This is a genomic window from Clostridium sp. D53t1_180928_C8, from assembly GCF_015667795.1.
GTDB lineage: Bacteria > Bacillota > Clostridia > Clostridiales > Clostridiaceae > Clostridium.
On sequence record NZ_JADPEL010000005.1, the window covers coordinates 66,415 to 85,728 of the forward strand.

A 19,314-nucleotide genomic window follows, 5' to 3' on the forward strand; every position below is an offset into this window, starting at 1 on the left:
AAATTTTTTTCAAGTTCTTTACATCCATATTTTAAAATTTATTTTCTTGAAAACGCTTATATGCAAAATCATTTTTTCTTAATACTATTCATTATTACATTTATAATTGCATCAACACCATTTTTCATTTGGCTATTATTCATATTTTTAATAAAATCATTTTTTCTTTCTTGTAATTCTAAAAGTTTTTCCATTAAGTTATGCTTTTCCATCATTTCATCTTCATCTAAAACTAAAGAATACCCTTCTTTTTTGAAAGAATTAGCATTTAAGATTTGATCTCCCCTACTACTTTTTTTAGATAATGGTATTAATAATGTTGGCTTTTTTAATGCTAATAATTCAAATATTACATTTGCCCCAGCTCTAGAAATTATAAAATCAGCATATTTAAGTAAATGTGGTAAATCTTCTTTAACATATTCAAACTGTTTATATCCCTCTACCCCATCTAATGATTTATCTAAATTTCCCTTACCACATATATGGATTATATTAAAGTTTTTTAATATATCATTTATATGATATCTAACTTCATCATTTATATTTTTAGCACCTAAACTACCACCAATAACTAAAATAACTTCTTTATCCTGATTAAATTTACAAATTTCTTTTCCACTTATTCTATTTCCTTTTAATATCTCTTCTCTTATCGGAGTACCTGTTAATTCACCTTTTCCATCTTTTATATAACTTAAACTTTCTCTAAAAGTTACACATAATTTATCACAAAATGGAGCTGATAGCTTATTTGCAAGACCTGGTGTTAAATCTGATTCATGAGATACTACCGGTATCTTCTTCATTGATGCAGCAATAACTACTGGAACAGCAACAAAACCTCCCTTTGAGAAAATAACATCTGGCTTTTCTTTTGATAAGATTTTACTTGCTTGCATTACACCTTTCATTACCTTAAATGGATCAGAAAAATTCTTCATATCAAAATATCTTCTTAATTTTCCTGATGAAATTGCATAATAAGGTATTCCCGCATCACCTATAATCTCTTTTTCAATTCCTTCATAACTCCCTATATACTTTATCTCAAAGTCTTTCTCTTTTAACTTTGGAACTAAAGCTAAATTAGGAGTTACATGTCCTGCTGTTCCCCCACCAGTCATTATAATCTTGTACTTACTCATTAAAACACCTCATTGATTATTAATGTATCTATACTATTATTTATATTTATTAAAATAATATAGTTTTACACAAATTTTAAATATTTACCTTAAATACTTTTATTAAGATTTTAACCAAATTTCAACTCTTAATTCTAATAATAATTTAACTTTTACCAAATTTAAGTTGTAAATAGCTAACCATCTCTATATATTCTACCACTAACCCAGTAATTTTCCACCTTTTCCTCTAATTAAATATAATACAATTTCTTTATTTGGATAAGCTATTAACATAACGATATAAGGAGGTGAATTTAAATGGCACAAAACTTAGTACCTGATGCTAAAGATAAATTAGCTAAATTCAAAAACCAAGTTTCTAGTGAAATGGGAGTTCCTTTCACAGATTATAACGGTGACCTAACTTCTAAACAATGCGGTAGCGTTGGTGGAGAAATGGTTAAACGTATGGTTGAACAATACGAAAATGGAATGAAATAATAACTTTCCAAAATAAATAATAGGATGCTGTATAAAGCACCCTATTATTTATTTTATAAACTATATATAATGTATCTCTACTCCTGAAAGCTTAACATCTCCAGTCAATATTAAAGTATTAGTATATACTTTATCTCCATATTTTTTATTTTCTACTCCACCTAAAAATACATTTGTTCTATTTTCAACATTCCAATTTTTTGGAATGTATAACTCTAATCCTGAAAAAGCTACATCTAATCTAATAACTGCTGTATTTTCTGCCATTACTGCATTATCAAAATATACTTCAAGACCTGAATATTTACAACTAATATCAGCACTCGCAAATTTATCAGTATTTATAAATTTTGTTCCTCCTGAAAAAGCTACTGATATTTTTATATTACCTTCATCTTCAATATTTATCTTTTCTCCTTCTTCCCAACTCCAAGATGAACTTTTTTTAAAAAATTTATTTTTTTTAGGAAAAATCATTGATAAACCAATACTTCCAAATAAAGCTGCAATTAAAACAGTCCATGGTGTAAGTGCAGTTATTCCAAGCTGTTTATCATATATTATACAAAGAAAAGCTATTGGAAATAATATTCCTGCATAATTTAATCTAAATAAGCTATCTATAATAATAGCACCTAAAATTACTGAGAATCCTAAACTAAATGGATTAACATCAGATAAAAAACCCATCTTGCCTATTACTAAACCAATTGCACCTAAAACAAATAATATACCCCAAAATATATTTCTTTCTCTCATCTTATCTCCTCTTTTCTGATAATTTTAATTTTAACACCTTATAATAAGATCTAGATACATATACCTTCTTATGTGTGTTTTTAAACTCTACTAAGCTGGAAGATGTTATATTACGAGTTATTGAATAAATATGATTAATATTTAAAATTGTAGATTTAGATACTCTAACAAAATTCTTTGGTAAAATCTCCTCTAATTCATAAAGCTTATACTTAACTTGATATACTTCGCTTAATGTATGTGCATAAATTGAACTTTCTTCAGTTTCAAAAAATAGCACATCATCTATACATATATAATATTCTGTATTATCTTTATAAAATATCATTTCTTTTTTCTCTGCTATTAGCTCTGAAATTACCCTTTGAATTTTTGTTATTTCTTCACTTAATTCACTACATTTAATAATAACTTCATTTTCATCTATTTGATTATCTACCTCTATTCGTATTCTCATCTTCACTCCGCCCTCCATACTCAAATTATATTCTAAGCATTTTTTAATGTAAACGTACTTTAAGTAAGTGGTAAATTATTTCTCCTAAGAGGTTAACTATCATAACTTAATTAACAAAAAGAGGGAATGTATCAAAACTATATTTCAAATATGAAAATAGAATTTTGATACATTCCCTTGTTTTAATTAAAAATACATTAATTTGAAATTCTATAATTACTTATAACTAATTGAACCTTTTTATTTCCATTAAACTCATTAATATCTGGCATACAAATTATATCTAAATAAAGATTATTAGATATACCATTAAATACTTTATTATACTCAATTTCACCTAATTCATCTTTTATAGAGTTTTCAAAACCTTCTATATCACCAAAATATATACCTTCAATATAAAGCCTTCCATCTGTTAATTTAAGCTTAAGTACATTTTTATTTTTGCCTAATATTTTTGCATCTACTACTTTTAACTTTTTTATACCAAAGGTAGGCTTAGGATTCGCCTTTCCATATGGTTCTAACAATGATATTTCATCTATTAACTCGTAATTTATTTGATTTAATATTAATCCCATATCAATTGAAACTTCTAGTATAACATCTTCATCAGTTAATTCTGTTACCTCATTTAATCTATTCCTAAACTCATCTATATTTTCAATTGGTAATGACATCCCTGCTGCCATTGGGTGCCCCCCAAATTTACCTAATAAATCTTTACATTTAAGTAATTCTTCAAACATATTATATTTATCAATAGATCTTCCAGATCCTTTAGCTCCATCATGAGCTTTTGTTAAAATAATTGTAGGTAAATTATATTTTTCTCTAACTCTACCTGCAATTATTCCAGCAATACTTTCATGAACATCTTCTAAGTATACAACTAACACTTTATCCTTAGCCATATTATTTTTTTCTATTATTTCAAGTGCTTCCTCTAATCCTTCTTTAGTTAGCTCTTGTCTTTCTTTATTTAAATCATTAAGCTTTTCTGCTAATTCCTTAGCTTCAATTTCATTATCACTTAGAAGCATTTTCAATGCCCACTCCGCTTGTTCAAGTCTACCTGAAGCATTAATACTTGGACCTATAACAAATCCTAGTGTATAAACAGTTATAGTCTTATCTTCTAATCCTGTTTCCTTAAATAAAGCTTTTAAACCGATATTATTAGTTGAATTTATTCTTTTTAAACCTTCTTTAACTATTATTCTATTTTCAGATGTTAAATCAACAACATCACAAACAGTAGCTATTGCAACATATTGAAGCAAATCATAAAGTTCTTCTTTATTTATATTAAATTTTTCATAAAGACATTCAACAAATTTATAAGCTACAGTAGCTCCACAAATTTTATCAAACTTATATTTACATTCCTCCTGCTTAGGATTTAATACAAAATCAGCATTAGGAACAATATATTTCCTCTCACCATTTTCTTCAACAAAAGGAACATCATGATGATCTGTAATTATTACCTTTAATCCCAATTCCTTAGCAAGCTTAGTTTGCTCTATTGCAGCTATACCATTATCACAGGTAATTATAATATCAACATTATCTTCACTAGCTTTTTTAATTATACTTTCATTTATTCCATATCCTTCTTTAATTCTATCTGGAATATGGAAAGTAACATTTCCACCACATTTTTTTATAGCAGTATAAAGAACATATGTGCTAATAACACCGTCCACATCATAATCTCCTACGATAAGAATCTTTTCACCAGAAATTATGCTATTTTGCATTAATTCAACAGCACCATTCATTCCTAGCATATCCTTAGGATTATTAAAACCACTTATATTTCCTTCTAAAAATTCTTTTGCATTATCAATGGTATAAATATTTCTATTAACTAATAATTTTGCAACAACTGGACTTATACCAAGCTGGTTTGCAAATTTTAAGGTATCAAACTTAATGTTTTTTACCATCCATTTTTCCATAAAATCACCCCCGATTATCAGTTTCAAGTTTCAATTTTCAAGTTAATGAATAAAGTCAGCTATCGCTGACTTTACTAAAAAAATATATTATAGAAACTCCCTAAGGAGTTTCATCTTTAACTTACAACTTGTTACTTGTTACTTACTACGCTTTTAATTACTAACTACTAAAATAGCATTGCGTTTTTTATCTGGTCTACTTTATCTGGTGCTACATGCTTTAATATTTCAAATGCAAATGGTATTGCAGCTGCTGGACCTCTTCCAGTAATAACATTTCCATCAACAACTACAAGTTCCTCTTTATAATTACATCCTACTAATTGATCATCAAACCCAGGATAGCATGTTGCATTCTTTCCATTAACTATTCCAAGCTTTCCTAAAGTAATTGGACCTGCACATATTGCAGCAACAATTTTACCCTCATCATAAAAATTCTTTACAAGTTCATTAACTTTTTCATCATCTCTTAAGTTTACTGATCCTGGCATACCACCTGGTAATACAACAACATCATAATCATAAACTTCTTCATTTAAAACTTTATCTGCCTTTATTGTTACTGAATGAGATGTTGTCACCTCTAAACTCTTTGTTCCAAAAGTACTACAAGCAACACCTGCTCTTCTTAAAATATCAACTGTTGTTAATGCTTCAATAGTTTCAAAACCTTCTGCTAATAAAACTGCAACCTTCACTTTTAACACTCCCTTTTATTTATTACATTTATAAGCTAAATAACGTTTCTGTTATTTCGTCATCTAAATTAATAACCATAATATTAGTTCCTCTTCCAGCTCTATTTTGAACTCGAATATCTCTTATCTCTACTACCTTTTTTTCTTTATTTTTTGTTAATAAGGTAATTTCTTCATTTCTATTATCATCTATAGCTATTTCATCCATAGTATTACTTAATAATTTAAGTATATTTCCTGAAAGTACTTCATCATCTTCTTTTAAGCTTATTCCTGTTACTCCTGAAGCAACTCTTCCCATAGCATTTACACTTTCACTAAGGAATCTAATTGCCATTCCTTTTTTACTTATAATTACTATTTCTCCATCATTGGCTTCTATGCATACTGAAATTAATTCATCATTTTCATATTTAAACTTATACGCTTGGCATGATGAGTAATTTCCATCATATTCTTTCAATGAAGTCTTTTTTATCATTCCCTTTTTACTAAAGAAATAAACCATATCTTTTTCATTAAAGGTCTTAATTGAATAAACATCTATTATCTTTTCTTTTTTTGAATATCCATCAATTATATTTTCTATTGCAATTTCTTCTTTAATAACATTAGAAATTAAAAATGCTGGTATCTTATAAACATTTCCCTTATCAGTAAACATTAATAATGTACTTAAAGAATCTGTATTAACTTTTAATCTATCATTAGCCTTTGCTCTTGCAAATCCCTTTAATGTACCCTTTGCTGTTACTCCAAGGCTAAATGTTATAAATTCAAATTCATTTACATATTCTACATTTATTATTTCATCACTTTCAATTAAGTTAAATAATTGAGTTCCTAAAATATTTCTTGGTGTATCTTCTATCTTAGGTAATTCTAAGCTAAACTTTAATCCTAATTTAGTTTTTACTTCTAAGAATTCCTTATCCTCTTCACTATCTAATAATATTATATTTAATACAAGTTCATTTTCCTTTAACTTTAATGCTTGAATTTTACTATAACTAGTTTGGAACTTATCTAAAGAGCTCTTCTTTATTATACCTCTATTAGTTATAAATTGAATACTCTTACTTCCATCTAACACACCTATAGAAAATGTCTCTACTATATTTTCATCATCTAGATTTAAAGTTTTTATTATAGAATCTACTCTTTCGCCCTTTTCCTTCCATTTACCTTCTGGAATATTTATTCCTTTAATTTGATACATATTACCTTTATCAGTAAATAAAAGAATATTTTCTGTAGTATTTGATTTAAATAAGAATTTAAGCTCATCGCCTTCTCTATATTCAATATCTTCAGCTTTTGCATTAGATCTTTGATAATTTTTAAATGGTATTCTTTTTATAAATCCATCTTTAGATAATGTAATCATAACATCTTCAACAACAATAAGTTCATCTAAATCAATTTTAGCTTCACTATCATCTTCTACTATCATAGTTCTTCTTGGATTTCTAAATCTATCAGTAATCTCTTTTAATTCAGTTTTTACAACTCTTAATAGCTCTTTTTCCTCAGCTAATATTTTTCTTAATTTCTTTATAGTTTTTTCAAGCTCTGCATATTCCTTTTGGAACACTTTAATTTCTAGCCCTGTTAATCTATAAAGCATAAGTTCTAAAATTGCTTCTGCTTGAATTTCTGTAAATCCAAACTTATCAATTAAATTTATACCTGCATCTTTTTTAGATTTTGATTCTCTAATAGTCTTAATTATTTCATCTAAAACATCTATAGCTTTAATAAATCCTTCAACTATATGGAACCTTTTTTCTGCCATAACAAGTTCCTTTATAGTTCTCTTTGTAACTATATCTTTTTGATGGTTGACATAATGCATTATTATTGTCTTTAATCCCATAGTTTGTGGTTTTCCATCAGCAAGTGCTACCATATTAAAGCTTATGTTACATTGTAAGTCCGTTTTCTTATATAAGTATTTTAAAACTTTATCTGCTATATCATAATCTGCAGCCTTTTTAAGTTCTACAACAGCTCTTATACCACTTCTATCTGATTCGTCCCTAATATCAGTAATAGCTTCTAATGCTTTTTGATGTCTCTTATCTCCAGTCATCTCAGATATTGTTTGAAGTATCTTTGACTTATTTCTTCTATAAGGGAATTCAGTAATAACTATTCCATATCTACCATTATCAAGCTTTTCTATATTAGTTTTCGCTCTTAAAGTAACTTTTCCTTCTCCTGTTTCATAAGCAGATAATAAAGAATTTTTACCAATAAGAACTCCACCAGTTGGAAGATCTGGTGCTTTAATATAATTCATAAGCTCTTTTGTTGTTATTTCTGGATTATCTATATATGCTAATACACCATCTGTAACTTCACCTAAATTATGTGGTGGTATATTAGTAGCAAGTCCAACAGCTATTCCAAATGTACCATTTACTAAAAGGTTTGGATATCTTGCTGGTAATACTTTAGGCTCCATTTCACTATCTGAATAGTTTGGAACCATTTCAACTGTATCTTTATCTATATCTCTAAGCATCTCCATTGCTATCTTTGATAATCTAGCCTCAGTATAACGCATGGCAGCTGCTCCATCGCCATCCATTGAACCAAAGTTCCCATGTCCATCAAATAATTGTTCTCTAGTAGAGAAGTCTTGAGCCATAAGTACCATAGCATCATAAACTGATGAATCACCATGAGGATGGAATTTACCAAGTACATCCCCAACTATTCTTGCACTTTTATAATAAGGTCTATCAGGAAAAGCCTTTAAAAGATAAGCTCCATAAAGTATTCTTCTATGAACCGGCTTTAATCCATCTCTTACATCTGGAAGCGCTCTATCCTTTGCAACTTCTACTGCATATGGAAGATAATTATCCGGCATAGCCTCTTCAAGAGGTATTCTTAATATATTATTATCCCTTGGAATGTCATGTCCCTTCTTAGCCATAATTTAGCTCCTTTCTCTACCTAAAACTCTGCATACTTATACATATAATTTTTTCTTGGCTCAACAACATCACCCATTAAAAGTGATACCATTTTTTCTGCCTTAGCTGCATCTTCAATAGTAACTTGGAAAAGAGTTCTAGTTTCTGGATTTAAAGTAGTATCCCAAAGTTGGTCTGGATTCATTTCTCCAAGACCTTTATATCTTTGAATTAAAGCTCCCTTTCCTATTTCCTTTTTAACCTTTTCTAATTCTTCATCACTATATGCATATTTTGATACTTCTTTTCCTTTTACAATCTTATAAACTTTATATAAAGGCGGTTGTGCTAAATAAAGATGTCCATTAGCTATTAATGGTCTCATATATCTATAAATATAAGTCATCCATAAAGTTCTGATATGATATCCATCAACATCAGCATCACTCATTATTATAATTTTATCGTACTTTAAGTCTTCTTCTTTATAGTTATCTAAAGTACCTGTTCCTATAGCTGTATTGAAAATTTTAAGTTCTTCAGATGCTAGTACATTTTCAAGCTTTTGCTTTTCTGTATTCATTATTTTACCTTTTGAAGGCATTATAGTTTGGAATCTTCTATCTCTAGCTTGTTTTGCTGAACCACCGGCAGAGTCTCCCTCAACTACTATAAATTCATTAACAGTATTATCTTTTAATGTACAAACAGCAACTTTCCCAGCAAGTGGTGCTGTTCCCTTACCTATCTTTTTCTTTTCAGCTTCATTTATCTTTTTAATTTTTTCTCTTCTTTGGGCTGCAGCAAGTGCATTATTTATAAGACTTGTAGCAACTTCCTTATTATCTTCTATCCATTCACAAAGTCTAGTATATGCTAAATCATTCATCATAGTATAGGCTTCTGAACTTCCTAACTTAGTCTTAGTTTGCCCTTCAAACACAGCATTAGTAATCTTGATTCTAACTATAGCTGTCATTCCTTCTCTTAAGTCATCACCCTCAAACTCTTTATCCTTTTCCTTAACAAGTCCTAACTTTTTTGACCACTCCTTAAATGCTCTTGTCATACCTGTTTTAAATCCTGATTCATGAGTTCCAGCTTCTGTAGTAGGAATATTATTAACATAACTTGCAATATATTCAGTAGTAGAATCTGTGAATTGCATGCAGACTTCTCCATACATTGAAATATTGTTTATTTCTCTTTCACCTTCAAAAAGAATTGGTGTAGCATGAATTGTAGTTTTACTTTCATTCAAATAATCTATAAAATCAAGCAAACCTCTTTCAGAATAATATTCCTTTCGTACTTCTTCATCTTTTCTATTATCTATAAGCTCAAGATGTATGCCTTTATTTTGGAATGCAAGTTCTTGTAATCTTTCATCTATAATATCAAACTTGAAATCAGTTGTAGAAAAAATTTCTCCATCTGGTTTAAATGTAACTCTTGTTCCTGTATCTTTTGCTTTTCCTACAACCTCTAATTTACTTACTGCAGTTCCAGGCATATCTTTTTTAAGTTCTTTATCATAAGCATATTCAAATCTTTGCTTATATATATTACCATTTTGATGAACTTCAACTTCAAGCCATTTAGAAAGTGCATTAACAACTGCCGCTCCAACTCCGTGAAGACCTCCTGATGTTTTATAGTTCTTATTATCAAACTTACCACCAGTATGTAATTCGGTAAATACCATTTCAACTCCTGATTTTTTCTTAACGGGATGAATTCCTGTTGGTATTCCTCTACCATTATCTATAACAGTAACACTTTTATCTTTATTTATAATAATTGTAGCTTTATCTCCAAATCCATTAGATATTTCATCTATTGAATTGTCTAATATCTCCCATATACAATGATGTAAGCCCTTTGTTCCTGTAGACCCTATATACATTCCTGGTCTAACTCTAACTGGTTCAAGCTTCTCTAAGGATGTCAAATCAGTTACATCATATTTACTATTAACTTCACTATTCATATAAACCTCCAAAATTATAACCTATTCACATTTAAGTAATAATTTAGATATAATTATACAATTTCATAATATCAAAATCAAACTAATGTTCTTTATTAACTTTTTAATTTTATCACAATTCTTTAATTATTAAAAATTTCTATGTTTTATGGTATTTAATTATAATCCATTTTATAATAATAAGTCATCTAAATTTTCATGTATTTAAATTATATTTAATTAATTATTTTTAAATTTCTTACTTATATATTATCCTCATTATTCAAATTTACAAATTATTTTACTTACAATACTTCATTTTATTATATATTTTAAAATAAATTAGCAAAGCTAAATTAATAACATTTGTCAATATATCAAAAATAAAAAATCAAATTACCTTGTAATTATACAAACTACAAAGCAATTTGATTTTTATAATAAAATCTGCTTTTCTAATTGGTTAATTTCACTTAATACTTATAATTATAATTTTATAATTATACAATACCTTGTGCCATCATAGCATCAGCAACTTTTTTAAATCCAGCTATATTAGCTCCCATTAAAATATTTCCTTCATGTCCGTATTCCTTTGCCGCAGTTGCTGAATTATTATAAATATTAATCATAATATTCTTAAGCTTAGCATCTACTTCTTCAAAGCTCCATGACATTCTCATGCTATTTTGAGACATTTCTAAAGCTGAACAAGCAACTCCACCAGCATTAGCAGCCTTAGCAGGTCCAAATAATACTCCATTTCCTTGGAATACTTCTATAGCTTCTAATGTAGATGGCATATTTGCACCTTCAGCTACAACCTTAGTTCCATTTTCAACTAAAAGCTTAGCTGACTTTTCATCTATTTCTCCTTGAGTTGCACAAGGAAGTGCTACATCACATTTTATTGTCCAAATACCTCTGCACCCATCGAAATATTTAGCAGTAGGAACATAGTTTAAGTAGTCTTTAATTCTTCCTCTCTTAACTTCCTTAATTTCTTTTACAGCTTCAAGGTTAATCCCATTCTCATCATAAATATATCCATTTGAATCACTTAATGCAACAACTTTAGCTCCTAACTCTGCTGCTTTTTGAGTTGCATATATAGCAACATTTCCTGAACCAGAAATTACAACAGTTTTTCCAGCTAAAGAAAGCCCATTATCTTTCATCATCTCTTCAGTAAAGTACACTAATCCATATCCTGTTGCTTCAGTTCTTGTTAAACTTCCACCATAAGATAATCCTTTTCCTGTTAGAACACCTTGATCATTAGCATTTCTAATTTTCTTATAATATCCATACATATATCCAATTTCTCTAGCACCAACACCAATATCTCCTGCTGGCACATCTGTGTCTAACCCTATATGCTTACATAATTCAGCCATAAAGCTTTGACAGAACCTCATTACTTCTCTATCTGATTTTCCTTTCGGATCAAAATCTGAACCACCTTTTCCCCCACCAATAGGTAGTCCTGTTAATGAATTCTTAAATATTTGCTCAAATCCTAAAAATTTAATTATGCTTGCATTAACTGTTGGATGGAATCTTAATCCACCTTTATAAGGTCCTATAGCACTGTTAAATTGAATTCTATATCCTCTATTAACTTGTACTCTTCCTTCATCATCTATCCAAGGAACTCTAAACATAATTTGTCTTTCAGGTTCTACAATTCTTTCTAATAAACCTTCTGCAATATATTCCGGATGTTTATCAAAAACTGGTACTAATGAAAGTGCAACTTCTTTTACGGCGTCTAAAAATTCCTTTTCGTTGTTGTTTCTTTTTTCTACTTGTTCTAAAACACTTAAAACATATTCTTTTCCTGTCATAAGTTTTCCCCCTTAATTTTTATTACCATTTATAATCAATAATTTTTTGGATTTATTTTACATATAAATGTATTATTTATATGATTTTTTTCTTATATTAATAAATTTATATTAATATATTTATTAATATAGTAATCCTAATTAATATAATAATCCTATTTTTATAATTTTAAAAGATAATTTTCAAAAAAATATAAAAAAGTTGTGCAATATTATTAAACACAACTTTTTCAAATTATTTATCACTCATGATAAAATTATTTTCTATTAATTCATTAATTAATAGGAATATGTTCTTTGTAGAATCATTTTTATCAAACGACTTACAAGCTTCCTTCATATCCTCTAGCTTTTCACCGTCTTTTAATAGTTCTACAATAGCTTCTCTACAGCTATTTCCATCTTTAATTCTTACAGCCATATTATGTTTTAATAAAAACTCTGCATTTTCTTCCTCTTGCCCTGGAATCGCATCAAAAACTGCCATTGGAATATTACAAGCTAATGCTTCTGTAACTGTTAATCCTCCTGGTTTTGTAATTATTATGTCTGATGCTTGCATAAACTTATTAATTTCATCTGTAAAATATATAAGCTTTGTCTTTTTAGGACTACTACCTATAACTTCTTCAAAATGTTTATACAACTTTTGATTTCTTCCTGTAACTAATATTATTTGAAAATCTAAATCTATATCTATTATATTTTCATAAACATCAAAAACATTGGATACTCCAAAACTTCCTGCCATCATTAATATTGTTGGCAAGTTTTTATCAAGACCTAACTCTTCTATTACTAATTGTTTTTCTTTTTCTTCAAAAAATACCTCATCTACAGGTATTCCATATGGATAAATACATCTTGCATCTACCCCCTCTGAAGCCATTTTAGTAACCATATCATCATTAGCCACAATATATGCATCTACCTTATCATTTATCCATGCCTTATGTGGTGCATAATCAGTCATTATACATATTAATGGTATATTTATTTCCCTTTTAGACTTTAACCTTGATACCATTTCAGTTGGAAACGGATGCGTTGTTATAATAACATCCGGCTTAAAATCATCTATTAAAGGTAATAACTTATTTGCAAATATATTGTTAAGTCTAGTTACAAAATTAGCTAACTTATGATCTTTATTAGTTAAATCATATAGTTTTCCATATAATTTAGGAGTCTTAGTTGCTAAATAAACATATCCACCAGTTACTGTTTTATTTAATATTGGACTTATATACAATAAACTATCTACTATTTTAACATTTATATCTTTATTTTTTTGGGTCATATAACCCTCTATCGCTTTAGATGCCCTCATATGTCCTCCACCAGTCGATGCTGACAAAATAAGAATATTCATTTAAAGTCCCCCTAACAATACAATTTCTATAATCAATCAATTTACTATTATATCACATAATTTTAAATATTAAAAAACCAATCTCCCTAAAAAGGAAACTACAGTTATACCACAAGTAAATCCTAAAACCATTCCAAAAATTACATCTGTTGGATAATGTACTTTTAAATATAACCTTGAAAATGCAATTAATGTTGCAATAGGACTTACTATTAAGCCCAACTTTCCATTCATTTGTAAGAATACTGCTAAAGCAGCAAATGATGATGCTGTATGCCCTGATGGGAAAGAATATGTTATGGGTTTATTTACCAATAACGTTTCTTCTTTATCTTGAAATGGTCTACTTCTTCTGACTATATGTTTTATTATTCCTTCACCAATTATTGTAGTTAGTGCTAATGCTAAAATAACACCTATTCCAATAAGTCTATATTCAACTTTTAAAAACATTAAACTTGATATAACGAACCATATTACTCCTAAATTTCCCATCATAGTTATAATCGGCATTATCTTATCAAATGTTCTATTTTGACATTTTTCACTTATGTACTTTAAGCCCTTACTATCTATAGCTTTAAAAAACTTCACCATCCCACTATCTCCTTATTTCTATTTTACCCCTTTTAATATTTCGCATACTTTATATCCATCTTCATTATACTCCTATTATATAATAATTTTATTATATAAAGTTAATTCTTTGTTAACATTTAGCTTATAATTTTCTTAATGTTTTCTTAAGAAAATACAAATAAGGAGTAGAAATAACAAAATATTATTTCTATTCCTTATTAATACTCCTTAATCTCTTTATTTAAACTTTCAATAAACTTTATTTTTTTCCCTTTTATATAGTATAAATATATAGGAATATTGGCAATTCCCCCCATTAAACTACCACATATTATATCCCACATTGTGTCATGCAAACTATTATTTTGAGATGCAAATCCAAATAATTGGTCTGTTGAAAACTCCCATATTTCCCACACTGCTGCACCTGCAATAGAAAATATTATTGAAAACAATATAGGCATATACCTTTTAAATGAGCCTTCAGTTGCTCCATTACTTACATGTACAAACAATATATATCCTATCATTCCAAGAATAAGACCTGACATCAAGTGTAATATTTTATCATACATAGGTATAATTAAATAAAAATCAAATACATTACCTAAATACATTGCTCCAAATATAAAAGAATATATTAAATAAAAACTTATTCTTGTCTTTCTTAAAAAAGTTTTTTTATATACGCCATACATTATCCATAAAGTAATTGCCATTAAGCCTATTCTAAAAAGCTTTTCTCCACCCCTAAACATACAATCATATATTACAGTAATAATTAATATTAGCATTGATATTAAATTTAACCTAAGTGCTTTATCCTTTAATAAACTCATTAGCATTACTCCTTTATAAATTAATATATTTTTCTATCCTTTAGCATCAAAGCAGAAACTCCACCAAATATTAATCCTCCTATATGAGCACCATTATCTATATTACTTAGTGTAACTCCTATAAATATATTTATGAGTAAAACTTTTAACAAATTAATTATATATCCTTTTCCAACCTTATCTTTGTGTTTTATACCAAAGATAATCATTGCTCCTAAAAGTCCAAATATAGCTCCTGATGCACCTACGCTTATTGAATCAGAATTAAAAAGATAACTAAAAATACTTCCCCCTAAAGCTGAAATTAAATATATGACTATATATTTAATTTTTCCATATACATACTCCACCTCTGAGCCAATAATTTTAAGAGCATACATATTAAATGCTATATGAGCTAAGCCTCCATGTAAGAAGGCACATGTTATTAATCTCCATGGTTGTCCATGGTCTATTAAAACATTAACTTTTGCTCCTAATTGTACTAAAGTATATGAATCAATATTTTGTATATTCTTAGACATAAAAGCTGTAACTATAAAAATTAAAATATTTATACATATTAATATGTATGTTACTATACTTTCCTTATACTTTAATTTTTCTTTAACTTTATTTTCCATGCTATAATTAAGTATAGAAACAAGTGGTTTACAGCTACTATCGCTGTAAACTACTTGTTTTTCTTTTTCTGAATAAATTACTTTATTATAGTTTTGATTTATTAAAGATTCATAGTTATCTGTTACGTATATAACCATATTTAAAGATATTTTTTTTGAATACATTTTCCCTAAAAAACTAATAGCTTCATAATATATAAAGTCACTTTTATAACTATTAGATACTACAACAGCATAAATAAAGTCTTCACTTTCCATTATAGCTATCCATTTCTTTTCTTTTAAAAAATCGCTATAGTAATCCTTTATATAAAATTCTCCCTGCTTTGTTAGCTGTCCAAATAACACATCTTCTAATTTATTCATTCTTAAATTTCTTTCTCTAACATATCTAATAATTCATTAAATCTATCAATAGTTGATTCTAGAGGCTTAGGTGTAGTCATATCTACTCCTGCTTTCTTTAATATTTCTATTGGATAATCGCTTCCACCACTCTTTAAGAATCCAACATATTTTTCAACTGCATTCGGTTCATTATCTAGTATACTCTTTGCAAAAGCAGATGCTGCTGCATACCCTGTTGCATATTGATATACATAGAAGTCACTATAGAAATGTGGAATTCTTGACCATTCAACATCTATTTCAGAATCTACTACCATATCTGGTCCAAAATATTTAACATTTAACTCATGCCACTTTGCATTATAATCTTCTGCAGTTAAAGGAATACCATTTTCAAAACTTTCATGAGTATAAAGTTCAAACTCTGCAAACATTAACTGTCTAAATACAGTAGTTCTTATTTGCTCTAACTCTTGATTTATTAAATATAATTTTTTCTTTTTATCAGTTTCTTTATTTATTAAGTAATGAATTAATAAAGCTTCATTAGTAGTTGAAGCAACTTCTGCACAGAATAATGTATAACCTGCATAATAATAGCTTTGTTCTTTTCTTGAATAATAAGAATGAATTGAGTGACCCATTTCATGAACTAAAGTTGATACATCATTAAGTTCATAATTGTAATTTAATAAAACATAAGGTTTTGTATCATATCCACCCCATGAATATGCTCCACCACGTTTGCCTTTATTAATATATTTATCTATCCATCCACCATTAATTCCCTCTTGGAATATATCTAAATACTCCTTTCCTAAAGGTTGTAATCCTTCAACTGCCATTTTAACTGCATCATCAAATTCTACTCTTTCTTTAGGAATTTCAATTACAGGAACATATAAATCATACATATGCATTTCATCAAGTCCTAATAATCTTTTCTTTAATGATACATATCTATGAAGTGATGAAAGATTGTCATCTATAGTTTTTATAGCGTTAGTATATACTTCTAAAGGAATATCATTTGGTTTTAATGAAGCTTCTAATGCACTATTATAATTTCTTACTCTAGCACCAAAGTTAAATACCTTTATTGAGCTAGAAAGAGTTGTTGCTAATGTATTTTCAAAAGCTTTATATTCTTTAAATAATCCTTTAAATGCTTCTTTTCTAACTTCTCTATTCTTTGATTTAATAAATGAAGAATAATTTCCTTCTGTTAATTCAACTTCTTCACCATCTTCATCTTTTATATTACCAAACTTCATATCTGCATTTGTCATAATATTATGTATAGATGAAGGTGCATCTAAACAATCTGAAGCTGCTGCAAGTAATTCCTCTTCTTTTTTATCTAATACATGAGGTTTTTCTTTTAAAACATTTTCTAATAAGAACTTATATGGTTCAAGACCTTTTAATTCTTCCATTTGTTTTTCTACTATTCCATCAGGAAGTGCTAAAATTTCTGGTACAACATATGCTGTGTAAGTAGCATATTCAGCCATATAAGCATCTATTTTATTCATCATTGCTTGATATTTTGTATTACTTGTATCTTCATCACATCTTAAATGCGCATAAACATAAATCTTTTCTGCTTTTCTTGATATTCTTTCATTTTCTTCGAAATATCTTATTAAAGTTTCTCCATCTCCAAGCTTACCTTCAAAGTCTTTAAGCTTTGGAGCTTCTTCTTGTAATTCCTTATATTCTTTTTCCCAAGCTTCATCACTAGAGTATACTTCATTAACACTCCACTTGTCTTGATTTTGTATTTCCTCTCTTTTCTTTAAAACCTTACTTTCCATAGCTCAACTTCAGCCTATCTATATAGGCATCTCCTTTCTATTCTTATTTATAATCTTCTTCTTTTCCTTCAATATCATTAAAGGCTTTTTCCATAGCTTCTTCTATTAACTCTATAGCAAGAGATAATTTTTCTTCAATGTATTGATGATCATCTTTATAAGTACAATTAATTAAAAATGTTGGATTATATTCATCATCTACTTCTTCAATTTCAAATCCTTCATTTTCAAATAACTCTGCATTAAATACATCATATATTGCAGAGTATTCCCATTCTTCAACGTCTTTATTTGTATCAAATTTTATATAAACATTATCACCTTTTACATAAAATCCTTTTATATGTTCTGCGCCCTCTGAAACCTTAAAGCTTCCAAGTTCCTTTGATACAAATCCTGTTTCATTGTCTCTTTCCATTAATATTAAGCTTGAATAATCCATAATAATATTCTCCTTTTCTTCTTATCCGTATTTTTTATTCATAAGTTTATGAATTTAATCATTAAACATAATTATAAAAATCTATTATTTTGCTAAAAATGTTTATTTAAAGTTTGTAAAAATATTAATCCTAATCTAAAGGATGTTTTATATTAATTATATTGTTAGTATTACAAATATACAATATTTTCTTTACTTATTTACATAATATGGTAATATATAATTATAAGCGAGATTCTAAATATTGATTTAGCTAAAGTAATTTCTTTGTGGAGGTTAACATATGAACACTGTCCATGCAGTAAAAAAACAAAATTTAATTAAAATGAAACATAAAAAAAAGAAGATACAAAGAAATAGAAAAATTATCGCAATAGCTATTTTATTATTAACATTATTTATTATAGGAACCTCCATAAAAAATATGTATGTATATTTTAGATGTTCAAATTTTATTTATTCCGTTGATTATTATTTTACTCACTGGGATGATAAAAATTTAAGATTAATAAACGTTGAATCTATATCTGTTCTATCTAAGATTGATAATAGTATAGAAGTTGAAGCCTATGGATTTGGATATCAGAAGCCTTATAAAAAAACCTATTTAATAGGCACCTTTACTGAAGATGATAAAGGTAGATGGCGTATGGAATCAGTTAAAATTAAGGATTCTGATACATCTGAAAAGGATGTTGAGGATGATGTTAAAACTTTAAATAATAATTAAAAACAAGCTAAATTGATAAGCAATTTAGCTTGTTTTTCTTATGACATTAATAAATTATCAAAATGTCTGCTTATATTCCAAGTATGATAATTATTCCCTTCCATTGAGTGATTCTCTATAAACTCATCTAAGTCTACTTCAACTTCATTGAAATCATCTAACTCAAGATTTACCATATCATCTCTAGTAAATTCAATATTTGTAATTTCACCAGTTGGAACACTTTCACTTCCATAATAAAAAGTTACACCTAATTCTATTAATGTATCATAATACTCAATTAACTTTTCAATTTTATCTTTAGTCATATTT

At 27.8% G+C, this 19,314-nt stretch carries 17 protein-coding genes; 2 read left to right on the top strand and 15 right to left on the bottom strand.

From position 1 onward, the window contains the following. Positions 1–68: 68 nt before the first annotated feature. Positions 69–1,148 carry an undecaprenyldiphospho-muramoylpentapeptide beta-N-acetylglucosaminyltransferase gene (locus I4V51_RS05440; protein ID WP_195987304.1) on the bottom strand — a complete coding sequence of 360 codons (1,080 nt, stop codon included), beginning with the start codon at positions 1,146–1,148 and terminating at the stop codon, positions 69–71. Positions 1,149–1,448: 300 nt separating this feature from the next. On the opposite strand from I4V51_RS05440, the gene I4V51_RS05445 reads away from it, so the two are divergent. Beyond that, a complete protein-coding gene (locus I4V51_RS05445; protein ID WP_195987305.1) occupies positions 1,449–1,631 on the top strand; it encodes an alpha/beta-type small acid-soluble spore protein in 183 nt (60 codons plus the stop codon). 60 nt (positions 1,632–1,691) lie between these two features. Here I4V51_RS05445 and I4V51_RS05450 read toward each other — a convergent pair whose 3' ends face one another. From I4V51_RS05450 to I4V51_RS05510, 13 genes are all read right to left on the bottom strand, one after another. Then, a complete protein-coding gene (locus tag I4V51_RS05450; protein WP_195987306.1) occupies positions 1,692–2,390 on the bottom strand; it encodes a hypothetical protein in 699 nt (232 codons plus the stop codon). 1 nt (position 2,391) lies between these two features. Beyond that, complete coding sequence (locus I4V51_RS05455; RefSeq protein WP_195987307.1) at positions 2,392–2,847, bottom strand: LytTR family DNA-binding domain-containing protein; 456 nt, start codon at positions 2,845–2,847, stop codon at positions 2,392–2,394. A 197-nt stretch (positions 2,848–3,044) separates the two neighbouring features. Further along, positions 3,045–4,811, bottom strand: a complete 1,767-nt coding sequence (gene recJ / locus I4V51_RS05460; RefSeq protein ID WP_195987308.1) for a single-stranded-DNA-specific exonuclease RecJ — start codon at positions 4,809–4,811, stop codon at positions 3,045–3,047. Between the two features lie 167 nt (positions 4,812–4,978). Then, the gene (locus I4V51_RS05465; protein ID WP_195987309.1) at positions 4,979–5,512 is read right to left on the bottom strand and encodes a DJ-1 family glyoxalase III; all 534 of its coding nucleotides are present in this window, start codon (positions 5,510–5,512) and stop codon (positions 4,979–4,981) included. A 28-nt stretch (positions 5,513–5,540) separates the two neighbouring features. Continuing rightward, complete coding sequence (locus I4V51_RS05470) at positions 5,541–8,456, bottom strand: DNA topoisomerase IV subunit A (RefSeq protein ID WP_195987310.1); 2,916 nt, start codon at positions 8,454–8,456, stop codon at positions 5,541–5,543. Positions 8,457–8,476: 20 nt separating this feature from the next. Then, positions 8,477–10,426, bottom strand: a complete 1,950-nt coding sequence (locus I4V51_RS05475; RefSeq protein ID WP_195987311.1) for a DNA topoisomerase IV subunit B — start codon at positions 10,424–10,426, stop codon at positions 8,477–8,479. Positions 10,427–10,905: 479 nt separating this feature from the next. Further along, on the bottom strand, positions 10,906–12,252 hold the full coding sequence (gene gdhA, locus I4V51_RS05480; RefSeq protein WP_195987312.1) for an NADP-specific glutamate dehydrogenase: 1,347 nt from the start codon (positions 12,250–12,252) through the stop codon (positions 10,906–10,908). 235 nt (positions 12,253–12,487) lie between these two features. Then, positions 12,488–13,624 (bottom strand): glycosyltransferase, encoded by a 1,137-nt coding sequence (locus tag I4V51_RS05485; protein WP_195987313.1) that lies wholly within the window; start codon positions 13,622–13,624, stop codon positions 12,488–12,490. Positions 13,625–13,693: 69 nt separating this feature from the next. Further along, positions 13,694–14,221, bottom strand: a complete 528-nt coding sequence (locus I4V51_RS05490; protein ID WP_195987314.1) for a phosphatase PAP2 family protein — start codon at positions 14,219–14,221, stop codon at positions 13,694–13,696. Between the two features lie 200 nt (positions 14,222–14,421). After that, the gene (locus I4V51_RS05495) at positions 14,422–15,042 is read right to left on the bottom strand and encodes a hypothetical protein (protein WP_195987315.1); all 621 of its coding nucleotides are present in this window, start codon (positions 15,040–15,042) and stop codon (positions 14,422–14,424) included. 20 nt (positions 15,043–15,062) lie between these two features. Further along, entirely contained in the window at positions 15,063–16,031 is a 969-nt protein-coding gene (locus tag I4V51_RS05500; RefSeq protein ID WP_195987316.1) for a rhomboid family intramembrane serine protease, read from the bottom strand. Between the two features lie 2 nt (positions 16,032–16,033). Then, positions 16,034–17,830: an oligoendopeptidase F gene (pepF, locus tag I4V51_RS05505; RefSeq protein ID WP_195987317.1), complete on the bottom strand. Its 1,797-nt coding sequence runs from the start codon at positions 17,828–17,830 to the stop codon at positions 16,034–16,036. Between the two features lie 43 nt (positions 17,831–17,873). After that, positions 17,874–18,272 carry a DUF6762 family protein gene (locus I4V51_RS05510; protein WP_195987318.1) on the bottom strand — a complete coding sequence of 133 codons (399 nt, stop codon included), beginning with the start codon at positions 18,270–18,272 and terminating at the stop codon, positions 17,874–17,876. 283 nt (positions 18,273–18,555) lie between these two features. Between I4V51_RS05510 and I4V51_RS05515 the strand changes: the two genes are divergently transcribed. Next, positions 18,556–19,002 (top strand): hypothetical protein, encoded by a 447-nt coding sequence (locus tag I4V51_RS05515; protein ID WP_195987319.1) that lies wholly within the window; start codon positions 18,556–18,558, stop codon positions 19,000–19,002. A 38-nt stretch (positions 19,003–19,040) separates the two neighbouring features. Here the strand turns inward: I4V51_RS05515 and I4V51_RS05520 are convergent, their stop codons facing one another. Then, positions 19,041–19,310, bottom strand: a complete 270-nt coding sequence (locus I4V51_RS05520) for a hypothetical protein (protein ID WP_195987320.1) — start codon at positions 19,308–19,310, stop codon at positions 19,041–19,043. Positions 19,311–19,314: the final 4 nt, after the last annotated feature.

What these genes read in the sequence shown, in the direction of transcription:
- I4V51_RS05440 (WP_195987304.1), bottom strand. Translation starts at nt 1,148, where the DNA reads ATGAGTAAGTACAAGATTATAATGACTGGTGGGGGAACAGCAGGACAT.
- I4V51_RS05445 (WP_195987305.1), top strand. Translation starts at nt 1,449, where the DNA reads ATGGCACAAAACTTAGTACCTGATGCTAAAGATAAATTAGCTAAATTC.
- I4V51_RS05450 (WP_195987306.1), bottom strand. Translation starts at nt 2,390, where the DNA reads ATGAGAGAAAGAAATATATTTTGGGGTATATTATTTGTTTTAGGTGCA.
- I4V51_RS05455 (WP_195987307.1), bottom strand. Translation starts at nt 2,847, where the DNA reads ATGAGAATACGAATAGAGGTAGATAATCAAATAGATGAAAATGAAGTT.
- recJ (WP_195987308.1), bottom strand. Translation starts at nt 4,811, where the DNA reads ATGGAAAAATGGATGGTAAAAAACATTAAGTTTGATACCTTAAAATTT.
- I4V51_RS05470 (WP_195987310.1), bottom strand. Translation starts at nt 8,456, where the DNA reads ATGGCTAAGAAGGGACATGACATTCCAAGGGATAATAATATATTAAGA.
- I4V51_RS05475 (WP_195987311.1), bottom strand. Translation starts at nt 10,426, where the DNA reads ATGAATAGTGAAGTTAATAGTAAATATGATGTAACTGATTTGACATCC.
- gdhA (WP_195987312.1), bottom strand. Translation starts at nt 12,252, where the DNA reads ATGACAGGAAAAGAATATGTTTTAAGTGTTTTAGAACAAGTAGAAAAA.
- I4V51_RS05485 (WP_195987313.1), bottom strand. Translation starts at nt 13,624, where the DNA reads ATGAATATTCTTATTTTGTCAGCATCGACTGGTGGAGGACATATGAGG.
- I4V51_RS05490 (WP_195987314.1), bottom strand. Translation starts at nt 14,221, where the DNA reads ATGGTGAAGTTTTTTAAAGCTATAGATAGTAAGGGCTTAAAGTACATA.
- I4V51_RS05495 (WP_195987315.1), bottom strand. Translation starts at nt 15,042, where the DNA reads ATGAGTTTATTAAAGGATAAAGCACTTAGGTTAAATTTAATATCAATG.
- I4V51_RS05500 (WP_195987316.1), bottom strand. Translation starts at nt 16,031, where the DNA reads ATGAATAAATTAGAAGATGTGTTATTTGGACAGCTAACAAAGCAGGGA.
- pepF (WP_195987317.1), bottom strand. Translation starts at nt 17,830, where the DNA reads ATGGAAAGTAAGGTTTTAAAGAAAAGAGAGGAAATACAAAATCAAGAC.
- I4V51_RS05510 (WP_195987318.1), bottom strand. Translation starts at nt 18,272, where the DNA reads ATGGATTATTCAAGCTTAATATTAATGGAAAGAGACAATGAAACAGGA.
- I4V51_RS05515 (WP_195987319.1), top strand. Translation starts at nt 18,556, where the DNA reads ATGAACACTGTCCATGCAGTAAAAAAACAAAATTTAATTAAAATGAAA.
- I4V51_RS05520 (WP_195987320.1), bottom strand. Translation starts at nt 19,310, where the DNA reads ATGACTAAAGATAAAATTGAAAAGTTAATTGAGTATTATGATACATTA.